At 59.2% G+C, this 20,907-nt stretch carries 21 protein-coding genes; 10 read left to right on the top strand and 11 right to left on the bottom strand.

Annotated features, from left to right (window positions below):
* Positions 1–6 precede the first annotated feature (6 nt).
* Together ABH909_RS12275 and ABH909_RS12270 are read right to left on the bottom strand one after the other, a co-directional pair.
* Positions 7–489: a GAF domain-containing protein gene (locus ABH909_RS12275; RefSeq protein ID WP_429433391.1), complete on the bottom strand. Its 483-nt coding sequence runs from the start codon at positions 487–489 to the stop codon at positions 7–9.
* Positions 486–1,376 (bottom strand): ATP-binding protein, encoded by an 891-nt coding sequence (locus ABH909_RS12270; RefSeq protein WP_429433389.1) that lies wholly within the window; start codon positions 1,374–1,376, stop codon positions 486–488. Before ABH909_RS12270 ends, ABH909_RS12275 begins: the two co-directional genes overlap by 4 nt.
* A 153-nt stretch (positions 1,377–1,529) precedes the next feature.
* On the opposite strand from ABH909_RS12270, the gene ABH909_RS12265 reads away from it, so the two are divergent.
* Entirely contained in the window at positions 1,530–3,851 is a 2,322-nt protein-coding gene (locus ABH909_RS12265; RefSeq protein ID WP_429433387.1) for a response regulator, read from the top strand.
* Here the strand turns inward: ABH909_RS12265 and ABH909_RS12260 are convergent.
* The 3 genes from ABH909_RS12260 to msrB form a co-directional block, all read right to left on the bottom strand.
* Positions 3,835–4,296, bottom strand: coding sequence for a MarR family winged helix-turn-helix transcriptional regulator (locus ABH909_RS12260; protein WP_429433385.1), 462 nt, complete (start codon positions 4,294–4,296; stop codon positions 3,835–3,837). The two genes, ABH909_RS12265 and ABH909_RS12260, sit on opposite strands and share 17 nt — an antisense overlap.
* The gene (locus ABH909_RS12255; protein WP_008075665.1) at positions 4,293–4,778 is read right to left on the bottom strand and encodes a glutathione peroxidase; all 486 of its coding nucleotides are present in this window, start codon (positions 4,776–4,778) and stop codon (positions 4,293–4,295) included. Before ABH909_RS12255 ends, ABH909_RS12260 begins: the two co-directional genes overlap by 4 nt.
* Before the next feature lie 222 nt (positions 4,779–5,000).
* Positions 5,001–5,396, bottom strand: a complete 396-nt coding sequence (gene msrB / locus ABH909_RS12250) for a peptide-methionine (R)-S-oxide reductase MsrB (protein WP_429433383.1) — start codon at positions 5,394–5,396, stop codon at positions 5,001–5,003.
* Positions 5,397–5,622: 226 nt separating this feature from the next.
* Between msrB and ABH909_RS12245 the strand changes: the two genes are divergently transcribed.
* Positions 5,623–6,834 carry a pyridoxal phosphate-dependent aminotransferase gene (locus ABH909_RS12245; RefSeq protein WP_008009397.1) on the top strand — a complete coding sequence of 404 codons (1,212 nt, stop codon included), beginning with the start codon at positions 5,623–5,625 and terminating at the stop codon, positions 6,832–6,834.
* A gap of 317 nt (positions 6,835–7,151) precedes the next feature.
* Complete coding sequence (gene htpX, locus ABH909_RS12240) at positions 7,152–8,039, top strand: protease HtpX (protein WP_095634688.1); 888 nt, start codon at positions 7,152–7,154, stop codon at positions 8,037–8,039.
* Positions 8,040–8,228: 189 nt separating this feature from the next.
* Here the strand turns inward: htpX and ABH909_RS12235 are convergent, their stop codons facing one another.
* Positions 8,229–8,885: a thiopurine S-methyltransferase gene (locus tag ABH909_RS12235; protein ID WP_429433380.1), complete on the bottom strand. Its 657-nt coding sequence runs from the start codon at positions 8,883–8,885 to the stop codon at positions 8,229–8,231.
* Between the two features lie 103 nt (positions 8,886–8,988).
* Here ABH909_RS12235 and ABH909_RS12230 point away from each other — a divergent pair, with 103 nt between their 5' ends.
* Entirely contained in the window at positions 8,989–9,756 is a 768-nt protein-coding gene (locus ABH909_RS12230; protein WP_429433378.1) for a DODA-type extradiol aromatic ring-opening family dioxygenase, read from the top strand.
* A gap of 168 nt (positions 9,757–9,924) precedes the next feature.
* Here the strand turns inward: ABH909_RS12230 and ABH909_RS12225 are convergent, their stop codons facing one another.
* A complete protein-coding gene (locus ABH909_RS12225; RefSeq protein WP_007943712.1) occupies positions 9,925–11,598 on the bottom strand; it encodes a DEAD/DEAH box helicase in 1,674 nt (557 codons plus the stop codon).
* Between the two features lie 422 nt (positions 11,599–12,020).
* On the opposite strand from ABH909_RS12225, the gene ABH909_RS12220 reads away from it, so the two are divergent.
* On the top strand, positions 12,021–12,812 hold the full coding sequence (locus ABH909_RS12220) for a crotonase/enoyl-CoA hydratase family protein (RefSeq protein ID WP_427624301.1): 792 nt from the start codon (positions 12,021–12,023) through the stop codon (positions 12,810–12,812).
* A 141-nt stretch (positions 12,813–12,953) separates the two neighbouring features.
* On the opposite strand, the gene ABH909_RS12215 is transcribed toward ABH909_RS12220, so the two are convergent.
* On the bottom strand, positions 12,954–13,709 hold the full coding sequence (locus ABH909_RS12215) for a spermidine synthase (RefSeq protein WP_192344085.1): 756 nt from the start codon (positions 13,707–13,709) through the stop codon (positions 12,954–12,956).
* A 151-nt stretch (positions 13,710–13,860) separates the two neighbouring features.
* Here ABH909_RS12215 and ABH909_RS12210 point away from each other — a divergent pair, with 151 nt between their 5' ends.
* Positions 13,861–15,207 (top strand): class II 3-deoxy-7-phosphoheptulonate synthase, encoded by a 1,347-nt coding sequence (locus ABH909_RS12210; RefSeq protein ID WP_429433374.1) that lies wholly within the window; start codon positions 13,861–13,863, stop codon positions 15,205–15,207.
* Positions 15,208–15,313: 106 nt separating this feature from the next.
* On the opposite strand, the gene ABH909_RS12205 is transcribed toward ABH909_RS12210, so the two are convergent.
* On the bottom strand, positions 15,314–16,543 hold the full coding sequence (locus tag ABH909_RS12205) for a winged helix-turn-helix domain-containing protein (protein WP_429433372.1): 1,230 nt from the start codon (positions 16,541–16,543) through the stop codon (positions 15,314–15,316).
* 64 nt (positions 16,544–16,607) lie between these two features.
* Positions 16,608–16,823: a DUF1127 domain-containing protein gene (locus ABH909_RS12200; protein ID WP_038982214.1), complete on the bottom strand. Its 216-nt coding sequence runs from the start codon at positions 16,821–16,823 to the stop codon at positions 16,608–16,610.
* Between the two features lie 96 nt (positions 16,824–16,919).
* On the opposite strand from ABH909_RS12200, the gene ABH909_RS12195 reads away from it, so the two are divergent.
* Positions 16,920–17,774 carry a LysR substrate-binding domain-containing protein gene (locus tag ABH909_RS12195; RefSeq protein WP_123501243.1) on the top strand — a complete coding sequence of 285 codons (855 nt, stop codon included), beginning with the start codon at positions 16,920–16,922 and terminating at the stop codon, positions 17,772–17,774.
* Here the strand turns inward: ABH909_RS12195 and ABH909_RS12190 are convergent.
* Positions 17,764–18,513 carry a sulfite exporter TauE/SafE family protein gene (locus ABH909_RS12190; RefSeq protein WP_429433370.1) on the bottom strand — a complete coding sequence of 250 codons (750 nt, stop codon included), beginning with the start codon at positions 18,511–18,513 and terminating at the stop codon, positions 17,764–17,766. The genes ABH909_RS12195 and ABH909_RS12190 overlap by 11 nt on opposite strands.
* A gap of 109 nt (positions 18,514–18,622) precedes the next feature.
* Here ABH909_RS12190 and ABH909_RS12185 point away from each other — a divergent pair, with 109 nt between their 5' ends.
* From ABH909_RS12185 to ABH909_RS12175, 3 genes are all read left to right on the top strand, one after another.
* Entirely contained in the window at positions 18,623–19,579 is a 957-nt protein-coding gene (locus tag ABH909_RS12185; protein WP_429439855.1) for a LysR family transcriptional regulator, read from the top strand.
* Between the two features lie 69 nt (positions 19,580–19,648).
* The gene (locus ABH909_RS12180) at positions 19,649–20,110 is read left to right on the top strand and encodes a MarR family winged helix-turn-helix transcriptional regulator (RefSeq protein WP_007899914.1); all 462 of its coding nucleotides are present in this window, start codon (positions 19,649–19,651) and stop codon (positions 20,108–20,110) included.
* Positions 20,111–20,455: 345 nt separating this feature from the next.
* Positions 20,456–20,875, top strand: a complete 420-nt coding sequence (locus ABH909_RS12175) for an organic hydroperoxide resistance protein (RefSeq protein ID WP_429433368.1) — start codon at positions 20,456–20,458, stop codon at positions 20,873–20,875.
* Positions 20,876–20,907 lie beyond the last annotated feature (32 nt).

The following is a 20,907-nucleotide window of genomic DNA, read 5'->3' as shown; positions in this document are numbered from 1 at the left end:
GCCTGATCAGCAGTCGGTCAGACGCAGGAAAATCGCCGCCAGTCGCTCGATACCGGTCTGATCTTCAGCGGTAAAACGTGCGAGTCTCGGGCTGTCGAGGTCCAGCACACCGATCAGTCGACCGTCCTTGACCAGCGGCACCACCAGCTCACTGTTCGAGGCACTGTCGCACGCGATGTGCCCGGGGAATGCATGTACATCTTCGACCCGCTGGGTCTGCAAGGTGGCCGCCGCCGCCCCGCACACACCGCGACCGAATGAAATCCGTACACAGGCGATCTGCCCCTGAAACGGGCCAAGCACCAGTTCTTCATTGCGATTAAGGTAGAAACCGGCCCAGTTCAAGTCATCGAGCTGGTTGAACAGAAACGCCGAAAATTGTGCGGCGTTGGCGATAAAATCACGCTCGTCTGCCAGCAGTGATTCCAGCTGTGCCCACAGCATGCCGTAGCCTTCCAGGCCCTGGCCGCTCTTTTGTAAATCGATCATGCCTTGTGCTCCAACAGCTTCAGCCCGACCCAATAACGGGCAAATTGATACGCGCAACGTCCGTTGCGATTGCCCCGGCCCGTTGCCCAGCGCACGGCGAGGATATCCAGCGCTTCGTCACGCTGCCACTCAAGCCCGGCCTTGCCGGCCAATTGGCCGATCCAGTGTTCGACGACATTGAGGAAATGCTCCTGGGTAAACGGATAGAACGACAGCCACAGACCAAAACGGTCCGACAGCGCGATCTTGTCTTCCACCGCCTCATTGGGATGGAGTTCGCCATCGACCCTTTTCCAGTTTTCGTTATCGCTTTCCTTTTCCGGCACCAGATGGCGACGGTTGGAGGTGGCGTACAGCAGAACGTTGTCCGGTGCCTGTTCGAGCGAACCATCGAGCACGCTCTTGAGCACGCGGTAATCGCCCTCGCCCGACTCGAACGACAGGTCATCGCAGAACAGCACAAAGCGCTGAGGCAACTTGGCGATCTGCTCGACCACACGCGGCAAGTCCGCCAGGTGATCGCGTTCGATCTCGATCAGCCGCAAGCCACTTTTGGCGTGTTCCGACAGCAAGGCACGCACCAGCGACGATTTACCGGTGCCACGCGAGCCCCAGAGCAAAGCATGGTTGGCCGGCATGCCGTCGAGGAACTGGCGGGTGTTGCGGCCCAGTTGCTCCAGTTGCCGGTCAACGCCAATCAAATCGGACAAACGCGTGTCCAGGCTGACTTGCAGCGGCAACAGAAAACCGTTGCGCCCTTCGCGTTGCCAGCGTGCGGCCAGGCAGTGCGTCCAGTCGATGGTTTGCCGAGGCGCAGGAAGCAGCGGCTCGATGCGGGCCAGAACGGCATCGGCGCGTTCAAGAAAAGCATTCAATCGGGAATCCACGTCTTCTCCTCGGGCACGTTCAAGGTAATGATGGCGATACAGCGACGAAACACAGCGTCTATACCCCTACAAGTGTTTTGCCAGAACATCGGTATCCATTGATGATCGACTATGCTTGAGCAGCGAAGGGAAACGGAAGTGGTTCAACATTCCATGGATATCAAGTTCAGCCACCGGCTGTCGTACAAACAAGCCAGGCTTACGGTGCTGGCTGGTTTCATTCTGGGCACGCTGCTCAGCCTGCTGCAAATAGGCATCGATTATGCCAGCGAAGATGCCTCCATCAACCGCGAAATACTGTCCTTGCTGGAAATCAGCCATAACCCCGCATCTCGCATCGCCTACAACATCGATGCCGAACTCGCTCAGGAACTGGCCCTGGGTCTGTTGCGCTCGCCGGCAATCATCGGCGCGCAATTGACCGACAACAACAATACCGTGCTGGCCAGCGTCAAACGTCCGGGCCTGGAAAACAATGACCGGATGATCAGCGACTTCCTGTTCGGCGCCAACCGGCAGTTCTCAGATCGCCTTTACCTCGACCACTTGCCGGACGAATCCCTCGGCACCTTGCAACTGGAAGTCGATACCTACACCTTCGGCAGTCGTTTCCTGCGCCGGGCCGAAGTGACCCTGCTCAACGGCTTCGCGCGCAGCCTGATTCTCACAGGCATTCTGCTGGCGCTTTTTTATGTGATGTTGACCAAACCGCTGGTGCGGGTTATCCGCGAACTCAGTGGCCGTGATCCGCGCAGCGCGGAACCGACGTTGCTGGAGTGTCCGACGGGGCATGAAAACGATGAAATCGGGGTCTTGGTCAAGGTCGCCAATCAGCAGTTTGAAAACATCGCCACCGAAATCCAGCAACGGCGCAACGCTGAAAACCGCCTGACCGACTATCTCTCGCAACTGGAAAACATCGTCTCGGCCCGCACCGCGGAACTCAAGGCGATCAACACCCGCCTCAGCCAATCGAACGAGGAACTGGAGGTCGCCCGCAGCATGGCCCTGGACATGGCCGAAGCGCGTTCGGTGTTCCTGGCCAACATGAGTCATGAAATCCGCACGCCCCTCAACGGTCTGCTGGGGATGATCGCGCTCTCGCTGGACGGCCCGCTCAATGCCGAGCAGCAGCAACAGCTGTCCATCGCCCATGACTCGGGCAAAGTGCTGGTGGAACTGCTCAACGATATTCTCGACCTGTCGAAGTTCGATGCCGGCCAGCTCGAACTCGAACACATTCCGTTCGACCTTGGTTCGCTAATCGAAGACACCGCCAACCTGCTGTCCCAGAACGCCGCGCCCAGTGTCGAGCTGGCATGCCTGATCGACCCGCAATTTCCCGCTCTGGTGCTCGGTGATCCGACCCGGGTGCGGCAGATCGTCAGCAACTTGTTGTCCAACGCTCTCAAATTCACCCGTTTCGGACGGGTCGATGTGCGTCTTTCAACGTTCGAAGACGGTGTGCGAATCGAAGTCTGCGACACTGGCATCGGCATCGCTCAGGATGCGCAAGTGAAAATATTCCAGCCGTTTACCCAGGCTGGTGCCGGCATTACCCGGCAATTCGGCGGCACCGGGTTGGGTCTGGCGCTGACTTATAGCCTCTGCGAAGCCATGCGAGGGCGCCTGACGATCAGCTCGGAAGCGGGCTTCGGCAGCCAGTTCTGCGCCGACCTGCCCCTGCCCTGCCATACCCGGGCCATTTCCCCGGCCGCACTGCGGGGCAACATCGTTGCGATCACCGCCGCCAGCAGCGGTCTGGCGGAATTGCTGAACAGTCTGCTGCCCAGTTGGGGGCTCGACTATCAGCAGCGCTCCATCGATGACCGTTTGATCGGGCTGAAGCCGGATGTGCTGATCACCGACTGCCCCGAATGCCTGTTTGGCCTGCGCCCTACCTTCACCGCGCCGATTCTGCTGGTGACCGCCTATGGCAGTTTCCTGCCCAGCGACCAAGTCAATGCCCTCGCGCCCTTGCAACAACAGGCGCGACCTCTGGCGCGCAATGCGCTTTACCAGACATTGCGGCGGATCCTGCAGCCGGAACTCACCACCATCAACGGGGCGCGGATCGAAGCCCTCTCACCCCAGCGACGCGGACGCATCCTGCTGGTGGAGGACAACCCGGTCAATCAACTGGTGGCCAAAGGCATGCTCGGAAAACTCGGTTGCGAGGTGAGCGTCGCGGCCCACGGCGGCGAAGCGCTGGATCAGCTTGAGCAGAGCGAATTCGATCTGGTGCTCATGGACTGCAACATGCCAGTGATGGATGGCTATGAAGCCAGTCGGCAGATTCGTCGCAGCGGGCGCTGGCCACAACTGCCCATCGTCGCCCTGACCGCCAACGCCATGTCCGAAGAACGCGAACGCTGCCGTGCGGCGGGCATGAGTGACTACCTGGCCAAACCTTTTCGCAGGGAAGAACTGGCTGCCTTGCTCGACTTGTGGATACCCACTACGACAGCGCTTTGATTTGCCCCAGCAGGTGATCGAGGCCATCGCGCAGATCATTCAGGCGATCCAGATCGACACCGCTATCGCACAACAGCCGGGCCTTGAGCGGCCCGACCTGATGGCGCAAAGCCTTGCCGGCGGGCGACAGGCTCAAGTGCACCTCACGCTCATCGCGCGCCGAACGCTGACGCTGCACCAGTTGCAGTTGCTCAAGGCGCTTGAGCAGCGGCGTCAAGGTTCCGGAATCCAGCGCCAGACGCTCACCCAGGGCCTTGACCGTCGGCTGCTCTGGCGCCGTCTCCTGCCATTCCCACAACACCAGCATCGCCAGGTATTGCGGGTAAGTCAGGCCCAACTGATCGAGCATCGGCTTGTAGGCACGGATCACCGCCCGCGATGCGGCGTACAGTTTGAAGCAGAGCTGACTGTCGAGCTTCAGCGAATCAACTGACAACGTGTTCATTTGAGCAGGGCTTCGATCTCGCGGCTCAGGTCTTGCGGCTTGGTTGCCGGAGCAAAGCGCTTGACCAACTTGCCATCCTTGCCGATCAGGAACTTGGTGAAGTTCCATTTGATGCCCTGGGATCCCAGCACGCCCGGTGCGCGTTTTTTCAGTTGAACGAACAGTGGATGGGCGCCGGCTCCATTGACTTCGATCTTCTTGAACAGCGGGAAGCTCACCCCATAGTTCAACTCGCAGAACTCGGAAATCGCCCCCTCGTTGCCCGGCTCTTGCTTGCCGAACTGATTGCACGGAAAACCGAGCACCACCAGGCCTTGATCCTTGTAGGTCTGCCACAACTCTTCGAGACCTTTGTATTGCGGGGTGAACCCGCATTTACTCGCGGTGTTGACCACCAGCACTGCTTTGCCGGCGAAATCGGCCAGGGTCTTTTGCTCGCCCTTGATGGTGGTGCACGGGATGCTCAGCAGGTTGTCGCTCATGGCACGAACTCCGAGTGGAAGAACAAAGACCGAAGATAGCGAGCAATTGAATTGTGTGCAATTTAATAAATCAATAGATGCCTGGCGCACAACCCCCACTGTAGGAGCTGCCGAAGGCTGCGATCTTTTGATCTTCAGCGATCTCAAGAAAAACAAGATCAAAAGATCGCAGCCTTCGGCAGCTCCTACATCTGCACATTACATTTGCAAGATCAGCGCAGATTATTCGCGGGGAACGAGGTCCAGGCACACTGAGTTGATGCAATAACGCAGGCCGGTAGGCGGTGGACCGTCCGGGAATACATGCCCAAGGTGCGCATCGCATTTGGCGCAAACCACTTCAGTGCGAATCATGCCATGGCTGACATCACGGATCTCGACCATGGCGCTGTCGCCGATCGGCGCGTAGAAGCTCGGCCAGCCGCAGCCGGAATCGAATTTCGTTTTGGAGTCGAACAGCGGCGCATTGCAGCAGATGCAGTGGTAAACACCGTCGACCTTGCTGTCGTTGTACTGACCGGAGAACGGCCGCTCGGTGCCCTTGAGACGGCAAACGTTGTATTGCTCCGGATCGAGCATTTCACGCCATTCTTCCAGGGTTTTTTCCAACTTTTCCATGATCACACCTCAGCAACTGAAAAAGCCCGATCTGTACCTTTTCCACGGATCGGGCGGCACGTATGATTGCGCCTCGTCAAACGCCAGTCTGGCAGCCAGACCACGTGCATTCAAACGGATTATGAGTGCCGCCACTCAAGGCGTCAGGCCTGTGTGAATTACGCAGGATTCCCAGTACGGTCGTTCATACGCCGCCTGGATCGTTCATTTTCGGGAACACATCGCCATGCAGGTCAGCAAATCGAACAAGCTCGCCAACGTCTGTTACGACATTCGCGGCCCAGTGCTCAAGCACGCCAAACGCCTGGAAGAGGAAGGCCATCGCATCCTCAAGCTGAACATCGGCAACCCGGCGCCCTTTGGTTTCGAAGCGCCGGATGAAATCCTTCAGGACGTGATCCGCAACCTGCCGACCGCCCAGGGCTACAGCGACTCCAAGGGCCTGTTCAGTGCGCGCAAGGCCGTGATGCAGTACTACCAGCAAAAACAGGTGGAAGGCGTCGGCATCGAAGACATCTACCTGGGCAACGGCGTTTCCGAGCTGATCGTGATGTCGATGCAGGCCCTGCTCAACAATGGCGACGAAGTGCTGGTGCCGGCTCCCGACTATCCGCTGTGGACTGCCGCAGTCAGCCTCGCGGGTGGCAACCCGGTGCATTACCTGTGCGACGAGCAGGCCAACTGGTGGCCGGACCTGGCCGACATCAAGGCCAAGATCACCCCGAACACCAAGGCGCTGGTGATCATCAACCCGAACAACCCGACCGGCGCGGTGTATTCCAAAGAAGTATTGCTGGGCATGCTGGAACTGGCCCGTCAGCACAATCTGGTGGTGTTCTCCGACGAGATCTACGACAAGATCCTGTACGACGACGCCGTGCATATCTGCACTGCCTCACTGGCGCCGGACTTGCTGTGCCTGACCTTCAACGGTCTGTCCAAGTCCTATCGTGTAGCCGGTTTCCGCTCCGGCTGGATCGCCATTTCCGGTCCGAAACATCACGCCCAGAGCTACATCGAAGGCATCGACATGCTGGCCAACATGCGCCTGTGTGCCAACGTGCCGAGCCAGCACGCCATCCAGACCGCACTGGGCGGCTATCAAAGCATCAACGATCTGGTGCTGCCACAAGGGCGTCTGCTGGAACAACGCAATCGTACCTGGGAACTGCTGAACGACATTCCGGGCGTAAGCTGCGTCAAGCCGATGGGCGCGCTGTATGCATTCCCGCGGATCGACCCGAAAGTCTGCCCGATCCACAACGACGAGAAATTCGTGCTCGACCTGCTGCTCTCCGAAAAGCTGCTGGTGGTACAAGGCACGGCCTTCAACTGGCCATGGCCGGATCATTTTCGCGTGGTCACCTTGCCACGGCTCGACGACCTGGATCAGGCGATCGGCCGGATCGGCAACTTCCTCAAATCCTATCGCCAGTAAGTGGCCTGTCACTGTGCGACGCCAGTTAACGTCGCACGGTGATTAATTCAGCAACATATCTTTGCATCCTGCCCTGCATCGTCGTTTCAAGCGCTGACGGACGACACGTTTCATGCCCGCGCCTAACAACGGCGGGGCCCTGCGACGCTAATTGGCTGACAACCGTTTCCCATGTCGACGTCGGAAATACCCTTCAAGCAGCTAGACTGTTGCTGTAGGACACAGTTTGAAATAGTCACTCGGTTGAATAGCCCGGTGCGGCACCTTATATACCCCGCAGTACGCTACATATTTAGCACGAGGAGATTTCTACAACCATGATGCGCATTTTGCTGTTTTTGGCCACTAACCTGGCGGTCGTGCTGATTGCCAGCATCACCCTGAGCCTTTTCGGCTTCAACGGGTTCATGGCGGCCAATGGGGTTGATCTGAACCTCAATCAGCTGCTGATTTTCTGTGCGGTCTTTGGTTTCGCCGGTTCCCTGTTCTCGCTGTTCATCTCCAAGTGGATGGCGAAAATGAGCACCAGCACCCAGATCATCAGCCAGCCGCGCACCCGGCACGAGCAATGGCTGCTGCAAACCGTCGAGCAATTGTCCCGTGAAGCCGGGATCAAGATGCCCGAGGTCGGGATTTTCCCGGCTTATGAAGCCAACGCCTTTGCCACCGGCTGGAACAAGAACGATGCACTGGTCGCGGTCAGCCAGGGCTTGCTCGAGCGTTTCTCGCCGGATGAAGTGAAAGCGGTCCTGGCCCACGAAATCGGCCACGTGGCCAATGGCGATATGGTCACCCTGGCGTTGATCCAGGGCGTGGTGAACACCTTCGTGATGTTCTTCGCCCGGATCATCGGTAACTTTGTCGACAAGGTGATCTTCAAGAACGAAGAAGGCCAAGGTATCGCCTACTACGTCGCGACCATCTTCGCCGAACTGGTTCTGGGTATTCTGGCCAGCGCCATCGTCATGTGGTTCTCGCGTAAACGCGAATTCCGGGCCGATGATGCCGGTGCACGCCTGGCGGGTACCAGCGCAATGATTGGTGCCTTGCAGCGTCTGCGTGCAGAACAAGGTCTGCCGGTGCACATGCCGGACACCCTGACTGCCTTTGGCATCAACGGTGGGCTCAAACAAGGGTTCGCCCGTATGTTCATGAGCCACCCGCCGCTGGAAGAGCGCATCGACGCATTGCGTCGTCGGGGCTGACAGGCTCAGCACCAAAAGAAAAGGCCCGCAGTGAATGCGGGCCTTTTTTTGTTTGTTTGATTAGTGCGGTGCTCTTCAGGGCCTCTTCGCGGGCAAGCCCGCTCCCACAGTGGACCGCGTGATCTGAATGGACGCGGTCCACTGTGGGAGCGGGCTTGCTCGCGAAGAGGCCTGCAAGCTCAACACACCTTAATGGCTGGAAACCCGATACACCCGCTCTTCAAGCCGCGTGACGCCTGCCTCAAGAAACTTCCAGCTCTCACCCAGGACATCCTGGTCTTCCAGAATCTTCAGCGCCCACACATCGCCGAACAACCGCTGCACTTCATCATCCAGCACCGCAAACGGCGGCCCGTCCATCTGCTTCTGATCGTAATCCAGGGTAATCAACAGCCCCAGAGAATCCTTCGGCAGAATGCGAATCAAATGAGCCGCGTATTGCGCACGCATCTCTGGCGGCAAGGCGATCAACGCCGCGCGATCGTACAGCCCGCTGCAGTCGGCCACATCGCCCGCCGTCAACTCAAAGAAATCACCACACCACAATTCAATTGAACCGGCACGGTAGACCTTGAAAGGCCCCTGTTCACTGATGTCCGGGTCAAATTGATGCTCAGCGAAGAAATCCTCCACGGCCTTTTCCGACAGCTCAATTCCCAAGACCTCATGACCTTTGTGCGCCAGCCACAACAGATCCAGACTTTTCCCACACAGCGGCACCAGCACACGAGCGCCCTCTTCCAGGCCCAACGCTGGCCAGAACCGTTGCAGATGAGGATTCACTTCCGGCAGATGAAAGCCGATCTGATTCGACGCCCATCGTTTGTGCCAAAACTCCGGCTGCATAATTAACCCCGAAAAATTCGATCAAAAGACCCTAAAACTTATATTAGATTTAGATCAATGATCTGACTGAAGATGGTGACATCTTACTCCCAGGAGCTCATTCATGTTCCCCAGCCTGTATATCTCTCATGGCTCCCCGATGCTAGCCCTGGAACCGGGCGCCAGCGGGCCGGCCCTCGCGCGCCTGGCCGCCGCATTGCCGAAACCTGAAGCCATCGTGATCGTTTCCGCGCACTGGGAAAGCAGCGAACTGTTGGTGAGCGGCAACCCCCAGCCTGAAACCTGGCACGATTTCGGTGGCTTTCCTCAAGCCTTGTTCGACGTGCAATACCCGGCTCCCGGCAATCCGCAACTGGCGGCGGAGGTGGTCGAGTTGCTGAAGGCCAATGGCCTGTCGGCGCGCATCGACGCCCAGCGACCGCTCGACCATGGCGTTTGGGTGCCCCTGTCGTTGATGTATCCGCAGGCTGATATTCCGGTGGTGCAGGTTTCGCTCCCCACCCGCGGCGGCCCGGCCCTGCAAACCCGCGTCGGCCATGCTTTGGCCAGCCTGCGCGAGCACGGTGTGCTGTTGATCGGCTCCGGCAGCATCACCCACAACCTGCGCGAACTGGACTGGCACGCCGGCCCGGAAAGCGTCGAACCCTGGGCCAAGGCATTTCGCGACTGGATGATCGAGAAACTCGAAGCGAACGACGAAGCCGCGTTGCACGACTATCGTCAGCAAGCGCCGAATGCTGTGCGTAACCATCCGAGTGACGAGCATTTGCTGCCGCTGTACTTTGCCCGCGCGGCTGGGGGTGAGTTCAGCGTTGCGTATCAGGGGTTTACCATGGGGGCGTTGGGGATGGATATTTATCGCTTCGGATAACGTCAGGATCAAAAGATCGCAGCCTTCGGCAGCTCCTACATCGACCGCGTTCGACGAGATTCCTGTAGGAGCTGTCGAGTGAAACGAGGCTGCGATCTTTTTCCAGGCAAAAAAATCCCCGAACCAGTCGGGGATTTTTTATGGGCGATCAATCAGCTCGAAAGCGGATCAATCTTCGCGATAGCGACGCAGCTTCAACTGCTTGCCGGCAACGCGAGTGTCCTTCAGCTTGGTCAGGAGTTTCTCCAGACCATCTTCCGGCAGCTCGACGAGGCTGAAGCTGTCACGCACCTGGATGCGACCGATGGCTTCACGTGCCAGACCACCTTCATTCAGGATGGCGCCCAGCAGGTTCTTGGCGGCGATACCATCACGCGCACCCAGCGCGGTACGGCAACGAGCACGACCTTCAGCCAATGGAACCGGAGCACGACGCTCACGATCACCACGGTCCGGACGATCACCGGTACGCTCTGGACGATCGCCACGCGGTGCGTTGTTCGGCACCAGTGGACGTTCTTTCTCGATGGCGGCCAGGGTCAACGCCTGAGCGTTGGTTGCCTTGCGCAGCAGAGCAGCGGCCAGTGCACGCGGGGTGCAACCGATGTCGGCGGTCAGGCGATCCAGCAGATCACCGTGAGTCGATTCGGCATCAGCGACCAGCGGCGACAGGCTGTTGGTCAGTTTCTTGATGCGGGCATCGAGAACGGCCTGGGCGTCCGGCAGACGAACTTCGGCAACCTTCTGACCGGTTACACGCTCGATCACTTGCAGCATGCGGCGCTCACGAGGAGTCACCAGCAACAGTGCACGACCTTCGCGACCAGCACGGCCGGTACGGCCGATACGGTGAACGTAGGACTCAGGATCGTACGGCATATCAACGTTGAACACGTGAGTGATGCGCGGAACGTCCAGGCCACGAGCGGCAACGTCGGTCGCTACAACGATGTCCAGACGGCCATCCTTGAGGGATTCGATCACGCGCTCACGCTGGTTCTGAGCAATGTCACCGTTCAGCGCAGCGGCTTTGTAGCCTTTGGCTTCCAGGGCACTGGCCAGGTCCAGGGTCGCTTGCTTGGTGCGCACGAACATGATCAGGGCGTCGAAATCTTCCACTTCCAGCAGGCTCAATACAGCCGAGGTCTTCTGGTCAGCGTGAACCAACAGGTGAGCCTGTTCGATCGCGGTAACGGTCTGAGTCTTGGTCTGGATCTTCACGTGTTGCGGATCGCGCAGATGGCGTTCGGCAATGGCACGGATCGACTGCGGCAGGGTGGCCGAGAACAGTACGGTCTGACGGGTGGCAGGCAGGGCCTTGAAGATAACTTCGAGGTCGTCCATGAAACCCAGTTTGAGCATTTCATCGGCTTCGTCGAGAACCAGGTGGTTCACGGTAGCCAGGACTTTTTCGTCACGACGCAGGTGGTCGCACAGACGGCCCGGCGTGGCGACAACGATCTGTGCGCCATTACGGATTGCTTTCAGTTGTGGGCCCATAGGCGCGCCGCCGTAAACGGCCACAACGGTAACGCCCGGCATTTGCTTGGCGTAGGTTTCGAAAGCGGTTGCTACTTGCAGCGCCAACTCACGGGTTGGCGCCAGGATCAGGGCTTGCGGCTCGCGCTTTGCAGGATCGATGCGGTGCAGGATCGGCAGGGCGAACGCGGCGGTTTTACCCGTACCGGTTTGCGCCTGACCAATCATGTCGTGACCGGCCATGATGATCGGGATCGATTGCTGCTGAATAGCCGAAGGTTCTTCGTAGCCGGTCGCAATGACAGCTGCAAGAATATTCGGATTAAGATTAAAAGCGGCGAAGCCGCCGGTTTCCTGGGTCATGGGTCTGCCTCTAAGTGCATCCGCAAAGACCCATGCTCCAAAGCTGCGCATGCCGTGTAAGACTCAAGAGTCGCCCTGGCTGCTTTGTCGGCGGGGATTTGCGAAAACGAATGAATGAAAAAGATTCGTCAAGGAAGAGTCCGCTGTGCGGACGTGCAGCCGAAGCTGGCTTCGGGGAATTGCGCTACCTAAACGCGGCCCGGTTAAAGGCCGGCGCGCACTATACCGGAATTCGCCCAAAAAGGGAGCTTTTTTTATCGAAAAAAACCGGCGCATACCGTTGTGTCACGGGCTTTGCGGATAATTGTGCGACGGTCTATTTTGCAAAGGCCCGGCCCTGCTGACGATGGCGCTAAAACGGTTCACTCTAGCGACGCAGCCCCTTCGGTCTGACACCCCTTCCCCACCCGAGGAAATCTCCCATGAATCAGCCCAGTCCCAGTCGTGTAACCCGTGAACGACACGGTCATGTCCTGATGATCGGTCTGGATCGGGTGGCCAAACGTAATGCCTTCGACCTCGACCTGCTCAACGAACTCAGCCTGGCCTATGGTGAGTTCGAGGCCGACAGCGAGGCGCGGGTGGCGGTGGTGTTCGGCCATGGCGAGCATTTCACTGCCGGGCTCGATCTGGTCAGCGCCGGCGCGGCCCTGGCCGAAGGCTGGCAGGCGCCGCCCGGTGGCTGCGACCCATGGGGCGTTCTCGCAGGCCCTCGGGTCAGCAAACCGGTGATTGTCGCGGCGCAAGGCTACTGCCTGACCGTTGGCATCGAGCTGATGCTGGCCGCCGATATCAACCTGTGCGCCAGCAATACCCGTTTTGCCCAGAAGGAAGTGCAGCGCGGAATCTTCCCGTTTGGCGGCGCGACCTTGCGCCTGCATCAGGTCGCCGGCTGGGGCAATGCCATGCGCTGGCTGCTGACTGGCGATGAGTTCGATGCTCATGACGCCTTGCATCTGGGGTTGGTGCAGGAAGTCATGGCCAGCGAGGACTTGTTACCGCGAGCCATTGAACTGGCGGAGCGGATTGCCCGACAGGCACCGCTGGGGGTTCAGGCGACGTTGATGTCGGCCCGGCAGGCGCGCTATGAGGGTGAAATGGCGGCAGCTCAGGCCTTGCCGGCGCTGGTGAAAAAACTGCTGAACAGCGAGGATGCCAAAGAGGGTGTGCGGTCGATGATCGAAAAGCGGCCGGGGGTTTTCAAAGGCTGCTGACACGTCGGCTTTTGTGGCGAGGGAGCTTGCTCCCGCTTGAGTGCGCAGCACTCACAAAATCTGCACTGACTGCCAAGATTTTTGAGGCCGCTTCGCAGCCCAACGGGAGCAAGCTCCCTCGCCACAGGTGACCTCATTGCTTCACGTCGCCGGCCGAATCGCCTTGATCAACGACTGCAACGAATAACCCAACCGCGGCGCGAGGCCTTCAGCGCGCGCGATCAGCCCATCCATATCCAGTTCTTGATCCAGCTCAGACGGCACGAGCAGAATCACGTTGCCCTCCTTCACCGGCAACTCCCAGTAATGCCGGTGATAGAGACCGCGCAACAACGCCGCCCCCAACGGTCGACCATCGTCGGTGGCCCACTGGTTGATCACCAGCCAGCCACCCGGATTCAACCGTTTCTGACAGTTTTCCAGAAACCCCCAGGCCAGATGCCCGACACCTGGCCCGACATCGGTATAGAGGTCGACGAAAATCAGATCGGCCGGCTCAGCCGTTTCGAGTAGCTCCAGGGCATCGCCGACGCGGATGTACAGCCGCGGATCGTCATCCAGCCCGAGGTATTCGATAGCCAGGCGCGGCACATCGGGGCGCAGCTCGATGGCTTCGACGTCTTCCAGCGGCAGGAACTTCAGGCAAGCCTGGGTCAGCGTGCCAGCGCCGAGCCCGAGGAACAGCGCGCTTTCTGGCAGCTCGTGGCACAGCGCGCCAATCAGCATCGCCCGGGTGTAATCGTACTCGAGCCAGCTCGGGTCAGCGGTGAACACACAGCTCTGTTCGATGGCATCACCGAACTCCAGGAAACGGTAATCGGCCACCTCCAGCACGCGAATCACGCCGAACTCATCCTGTACCTCGGCGAGCAGATGCTCGACGCGCTCCTCAGTCATTTCGTCTCCTGATCGTCACCGGGATCCGGCAACGTAATAAGACCGCGTGGGTGGCGCGGCAAAGGCACGATTGTCCGCGAAGCGACGGGAACAGGTCACGCACTAATTGCTGATAACATAACCGTCCGAGCGTAAAACATTAGAGACTGCGATGAGCCAACACTGGAGCCCTGAAAGCTGGCGCGCCCTGCCGATCCAGCAACAACCTCAATACCCCGACGCGGCGCATTTGCTGCACGTCGAGCAAACCCTGGCGAGTTATCCACCGCTGGTGTTTGCCGGTGAAGCCCGGGAGTTGCGTCGTCAGTTTGCCGAAGTGACCCAAGGCCGGGCGTTTCTGTTGCAGGGCGGTGACTGCGCCGAAAGCTTCGCCGAATTCTCTGCCGCGAAAATTCGTGACACGTTTAAAGTGTTGCTGCAGATGGCGATCGTCATGACCTTCGCCGCCGGTTGCCCGGTGGTCAAGGTCGGACGCATGGCCGGCCAGTTCGCCAAACCCCGTTCAGCCAACGATGAAACCATCAACGGCGTGACGCTGCCGGCTTACCGCGGCGACATCGTCAACGGCATCGGTTTCGACGAAAAAAGCCGTGTACCGGACCCGGATCGCCTGCTGCAGTCTTACCACCAGTCCACCGCGACCCTGAACCTGCTGCGTGCCTTTGCCCAGGGTGGCTTTGCCGACCTGCATCAGGTGCACAGGTGGAACCTGGACTTCATCGCCAACTCGGCGCTGGCCGAGAAATACAGCCATCTGGCCGACCGCATTGATGAAACCCTGGCCTTCATGCGCGCCTGCGGCATGGACAGCTCGCCACAACTGCGCGAAACCAGTTTCTTCACCGCCCACGAAGCGCTGCTGCTGAACTACGAAGAAGCCTTCGTGCGTCGCGACAGCCTGACCAACGACTACTACGATTGCTCGGCCCACATGCTGTGGATCGGCGACCGTACCCGTCAATTGGACGGTGCCCATGTCGAATTCCTGCGCGGGGTGCACAACCCGATCGGCGTAAAAGTCGGCCCGAGCATGAACCCAGAAGACCTGATTCGCCTGATCGATGTGCTCAACCCGGACAACGACCCGGGTCGCTTGAACCTGATTGCGCGGATGGGCGCGAACAAGGTCGGCGATCACCTGCCGCAGCTGATCCGCGCCGTGCAGCGCGAGGGCAAGCAGGTGCTTTGGAGTTCCGACCCGATGCACGGCAATACCATCAAGGCCAGCAGCGGCTACAAGACCCGCGACTTCGCGCAGATCCTTGGCGAGGTGAAACAGTTCTTCCAGGTTCACGAGGCGGAAGGCAGTTATGCCGGCGGCATCCACATCGAAATGACCGGGCAGAACGTCACCGAATGCATTGGCGGCGCGCGGCCGATTACCGAGGATGGGTTGTCGGATCGTTACCACACCCACTGCGACCCGCGGATGAATGCCGATCAGTCGCTGGAATTGGCGTTCTTGATTGCTGAAACCCTGAAGCAGGTTCGGCGGTGAGTCAATAATTCTTTGATTGCCTGATACACCGCCTTCGCGAGCAAGCCCGCTCCCACAGTTACCGCATTCCAAATGTGGGAGCGGGCTTGCTTGCGAAGGCGCCAGCTCAAACAACACTGAATTGTGCCAATGCCACCCGCAACCGCACCGCACTCGCCCGTGAGCAATTCAATTGAATCTGCGCTAGCCCCAACCAGTCCGCCATCTGACGCAGATTGACCGCCAACGCCACCATCCCTTTCTCATCCAGCCCCGGCTCTTCCTCATGCACGGCATGCACCGCCAACCGGCCCAACGCCCGTTCGGCACGCAAGTCGACCCGCGCAGCAACCCGCTCATCGTGCAAAAACGGCAATACGTAATAGCCATAGACGCGCTTGTGCTGCGGCGTGTAAATCTCCAGCCGATAACGGAAATCGAACAATCGCTCGGTACGACTGCGCTCCCAGATCAGCGAATCGAACGGTGAAAGCAGCGCACTGGCCTCGACCTTGCGCGGTACTTTCGGCTCTGCCAGGCAATAGGCCGGTTGCCGCCAGCCTTCAACTTCACAGACCCGCAGATCACCCGCCTCGACCAGCTCCGCCAGCCGCGGCCGGCTGTCTGCCGGGCTCAGGCGAAAATAATCCCGCAAGTCCTTTTCTGTGCCGACACCCAAAGCCGTGGCGGCGTGCAGTAACAGGCCGCGCTGAGCCTCGGCCTCGCCAAGTAAAGGCTGCTGAAGAATCGCCGAAGGAATCACCCGCTCCGGCAAATCATAAAGCCGTTCGAACCCGCGCCGGCCAGCCACGGTCACTTCACCGGCAGCGAACAACCATTCCAGCGCATGCTTTTCCGCACTCCAGTCCCACCACGGCCCTGCCCGCTCCTGACGGGTCGACAAACTGCCCGCACCCAGCGCACCAAGCTTCTGAACCGACGCCAACACGCGGCGAATCGTTTCTTGCTGCTCACGACCGAAACGCGCCAGTTGCTGATAGATGTCTTCGCCGCGGGTCGCGCGCTGCATGCGCCAGCGCATCAAGGGGTACATCGACAAGGGCAACAAAGACGCTTCATGGCCCCAGTACTCGAACAACGTGCGTTGACGGCCCTGACTCCAGGCAGCCTGATCGAGCAAGTCGGAGGAGTAATTGCCAAGACGGGAAAACAAGGGAAGGTAGTGCGAACGCACCAACGCATTGACCGAATCGATCTGCAGAATGCCCAGGCGCTCGATCAGCCGGTTGAGCTGAACCGGTTTGATCGCCGCCGGCGGCTGACGCCCGTTGAACCCTTGGGCAGCCAGCGCCAGACGCCGAGCCTGTTTGAGGGAAAAAGACAGTGTGGCGGGCATGAGCATCTCCTTGTCTGCTCGCAACCTACCTCACCCGAAAGTGGTTTGTGTAGCGACGGCATCATCATTTATGCATCGGATCATCCCAGAACGGTCTTACCGCCTCATGCTCCACATCCGCACGGCTCACGCCGATATCCTTCAGTGCTTCGTCGCTCAAACCCGCCAACATTTCACGTTCACGGTGAAGTTCGTACCAGCGACTAAACTTGTGCAGCAGATCGGATACCGCGTGGATTGAGAATTTTTGTTCCGTTACATGCTCGTTGTGACCTTTCATCGTATTGCCCTCCTTTAGGGATGGCTCAAGTCTCGCGCCAGCGATAAGATCAATCCAACGAATGTTTCTGATGGCATACATCTCGGAGATTGATGAATGTCCGCCTACCCCAGTATCGACACCGATGTACTGCGCACCTTCGTCGCGATTGCCGATCAGGGTGGTTTTACCCGCGCCGGTGAAATGGTCAACCGCACTCAATCGGCGGTGAGCATGCAGATGAAACGCCTCGAAGAAGATGTGCTGCAACGCCAGCTGTTCGAACGCGATGGGCGCCAGGTCAAGCTGACCGCCGAAGGTCAGGTGTTGCTGGGCTATGCGCGGCGCATCCTCAAACTTCACAGCGAAGTCTTCAATACCCTGCGTGAGCCGCACATGGTCGGCACGGTGCGCATCGGCACACCCGACGATTACGTCATGCGCTTTCTGCCGGGCATCCTGTCGCGCTTCGCGCAGTTCTACCCGCTGATCCAGATCGAGGTTCACTGCGAATCGACCCGGCAACTGTTGCAGCGTCAGGACCTGGACCTGTCCATCGTCACCCGCGAGCCTGGGAACGAAATCGGCCAACTGCTGCGCAAGGAGCGGTTTGTCTGGGCCGAAGCTCAATGCTACAGCGCCCATGAGCAAACACCGTTGCCGCTGGCGATGTTCAACAGTGATTGTTTCTGCCGCCTCTGGGCATGCAATGCCCTGGACGCCATGGGCCGCGACTACCGCATTGCCTACAACAGCTCCAGCCTGTCGGCATTGATGGCCGTGGTCAGCGCGGGTCTGGCGATCACCGCGCAGTTGGAAAGCCTGATCACACCGGACATGCGCATCCTCGGCGCCAACGAAGACCTGCCGCTGTTGCCGGAAGCCAGCATCATGCTGATCCGCAACCTGAACAACCCTTCGCCGATCACCGAATGCCTGGCCGAGCACATCGTCGAAGGTTTCAAACTTTAAAGGCGAGCGTTACCGCACAAACCACCAGAAAACCACAGAACAGTCCGCGCAGGAGCCGCTCCGGTAATGCGTGGGCAATTCTCACGCCCCAACTGATGCTCATCAATCCACCGACCGCCAATGGCACGCCAATCACCCAGTCCACCTGATGGTGCACCGCATAAGTCGCCAGGGTGACGCCCGTACTTGGCAATGCCAGCGCCAGCGCCAACCCCTGGGCAACCACTTGGGTGGTGCCGAACAGGCTGGTCAATACCGGCGTCGCCACCACTGCTCCGCCCACTCCGAACAGTCCGCCCATCGTCCCGGAAGCCGCGCCGAGCACGCCCAGCCACGGCCAGGAATAGCGCATCTGCGAAGAGGCCGGTGCGTTGGTGGTGAACATTCGCATCAGGTTGTAGGCCGACAGCGCGATCAGGAAGGCGACGAAGCCCAAGCGCATGGTTTGTGCATCGATACCCACCGCCCAGATCGAACCTATCCAGGCAAAACAGAACCCCATCAAGGCCAGTGGCAGCGCATGCTGCAATTCGATGCGATTGCGCTGGTGATAGCGCCACAGCGCCAGCATCACGTTCGGCACCACCATCACCAGCGCCGTGCCTTGGGCGATCTGCTGATCGAGACCGAACCACACGCCCAGCAGCGGGATCGCGACCAATCCGCCACCAATGCCGAACAGGCCGCCGAGCGTTCCCAAGGCCGCGCCAAAAACCAGATACAGCATGAACTCAATCACAGGCGTTTTTCCTTTTGTGAGGCTGTTCATCCTACGCAGTCGGCTCTGGCGGGGAAACGCACAGCAACGCACAATGGCTGTGCCAATTTTGCACAAGCGCCAACGAACCATGAACCCCAATCAATTGACCGAACAACTTGGCCTGTTTCTCGATGTGCTGGAAAGCGGCAGTTTTTCCGCCGCGTCCCGACGCCATCCCTTGACGCCTTCGGCCGTGGCGCGACGCATCGACAGCCTCGAAAGCGCCGTTGGCAGCCAGTTGTTCATTCGCAGCACCCATGCCGTGCGTGCTACCCCGGCCGGTCTGGCTTTTGCTGAACGTGCGCGGCGGATCGTCGCTGAACTGCGCCTGGCCCGGGCGGAAGCGGTGTCTCTTAGCAGTGCGCCGGAAGGCTTGATTCGGGTGGATGCGCCAGCAGCGTTTGGACGACGCCACCTGGCACCGGTGATTGCCGATTTCCTGACGCTTTATCCTGGTCTCGACGTGCAATTGCACCTGATCGACAGCTTTGTCGACATGCAGGGCTCGAACCTGGGCAAGGTCGATCTGGTGCTGCGAGCCGGGCAAATGGCCGACACTCGATTGGTGGCGACGCCACTGGCGAGCATGGTGCGTATCGCCTGCGCCAGCCCCGATTACCTGCAACGCCGCGGCGTGCCGACTGATCCTGCGCAGCTGGGCGACCATGATGGCCTCGACTGGGAGGGCCTGGCGCCGCCCTTCGCCTGGCGTTTTGAGCGAGACGGGCAGATGCACTTGCACCGGCCAGCGCGAATCCGCATGAGCGCCAACAATGCCGAGGCACTGGTCTGCGGTGCATTGGCCGGGTTGGGCATCGCGCATTTGCCGACCTGGCTGGCCAGCGAATATTTATTACGCGGCGAACTGCTGCCGCTGTTTTGCGAAAACGGTCTGCCAAAACCGGAAAGCACCGGCATTTATGCGTTACGCCTGGAGCAACAACCCAGCTCGCGCAGCCGCTTGTTGCTGGAATACCTGAAGACCCGTTTCAGCCCCATTCCGCCGTGGGATCTGGCGCTGCAAACCAATCTGGACCGCCACTAGTCCAGAATTATCTGGCGCATTAAAGATTCGCCCGCTAGATTTATGACGATCACTGATCAAGGCTTTGAAATGAACACCGAGCGCAACAACCCGGACAACTGCGACGACCTGCTGCTGGACAATCAGGTCTGCTTCGCCCTGCATTCCACCTCGCTGCTGATGACCAAGGTCTACAAGCCACTGCTGCAAGCGCTGGGCCTGACCTATCCGCAGTACCTGGCAATGATGGTGTTGTGGGAAAAGGATGGGCTGACGGTCGGCGAAATCAGCACCCGACTGCTGACCGATCCCGGTTCCCTCACCCCGCTGCTCAAGCGCCTGGAGGCCGAAGGCCTGCTGAGCCGCACCCGCAGCCGTGAAGACGAGCGAGTAGTGATCGTCGAACTGACCGAGCAAGGCCGTGCACTGCGCGACAAGGCGCGGGGCATTCCCCAGTGCATCCTCGGCGCCAGCGGACAAACGCTGGAGCAGCTGAAGAAGCTGCAAGCGGATCTTCAAGCGCTGCGTAGTCATCTGCAAGACAGCCTCTGACCTCCAAAACACCCCAGCTCCCCTGTGGGAGCGGGCTTGCTCGCGAAAGCGGTTTGTCATTCAGCATCAGTGTTGACTGACAGTCCGCCTTCGCGAGCAAGCCCGCTTACACATTGGTTTTGTGGTGTCCTTTCCAGCTTCGCCTGCCTCTCTCGAAAAACTCCCCACCAAAAACTCCGTCTCGACAGCTCTAGCTCAATACTTTTAACCGCATGCTTTCATTCAGGATCAAATTTTTCGAAAATTTATCTTGCGCACTAAATATTTGCGAGCTACATTCACTTCGCACTTACTTAGCGCGCAAACATTTAGCGCAAAATATCAAACCTGAACGAGGCTCACACCATGCAAACTCTCTACACCGCAATCGCAACCTCCACTGGCGGCCGTGACGGTCGTGCGATCTCTAGCGACAACGTCCTCGACGTCAAACTCGCTACACCGAAAGAACTCGGTGGTGCTGGCGGTGCGGCAACCAACCCTGAACAACTGTTCGCAGCCGGCTACTCCGCCTGCTTCATCGGCGCGCTGAAATTCGTCGCCAACCAGACCAAACGCAAAATCCCGGACGACGCATCGATCACCGCCCATGTCGGCATCGGCCAGATCCCTGGCGGCTTCGGTCTGGACATCGATCTGCACATCAGCTTGCCGGGCCTTGAACAGGCTGACGCACAAAGCCTGGTCGAAGCTGCCCACCAGGTTTGCCCGTACTCCAACGCCACCCGTGGCAACGTCGATGTGCGCCTGCACGTTACCGTCTAACTGCTGACTCCAAGGCCTGACAGGAAATGAAC

Source organism: Pseudomonas sp. BS3782 TE3695 (genome assembly GCF_050435305.1).
Lineage (GTDB): Bacteria > Pseudomonadota > Gammaproteobacteria > Pseudomonadales > Pseudomonadaceae > Aquipseudomonas.
Note: the sequence above shows the minus strand (reverse complement) of the source record. Positions and strands in the feature narration are given on the sequence as shown.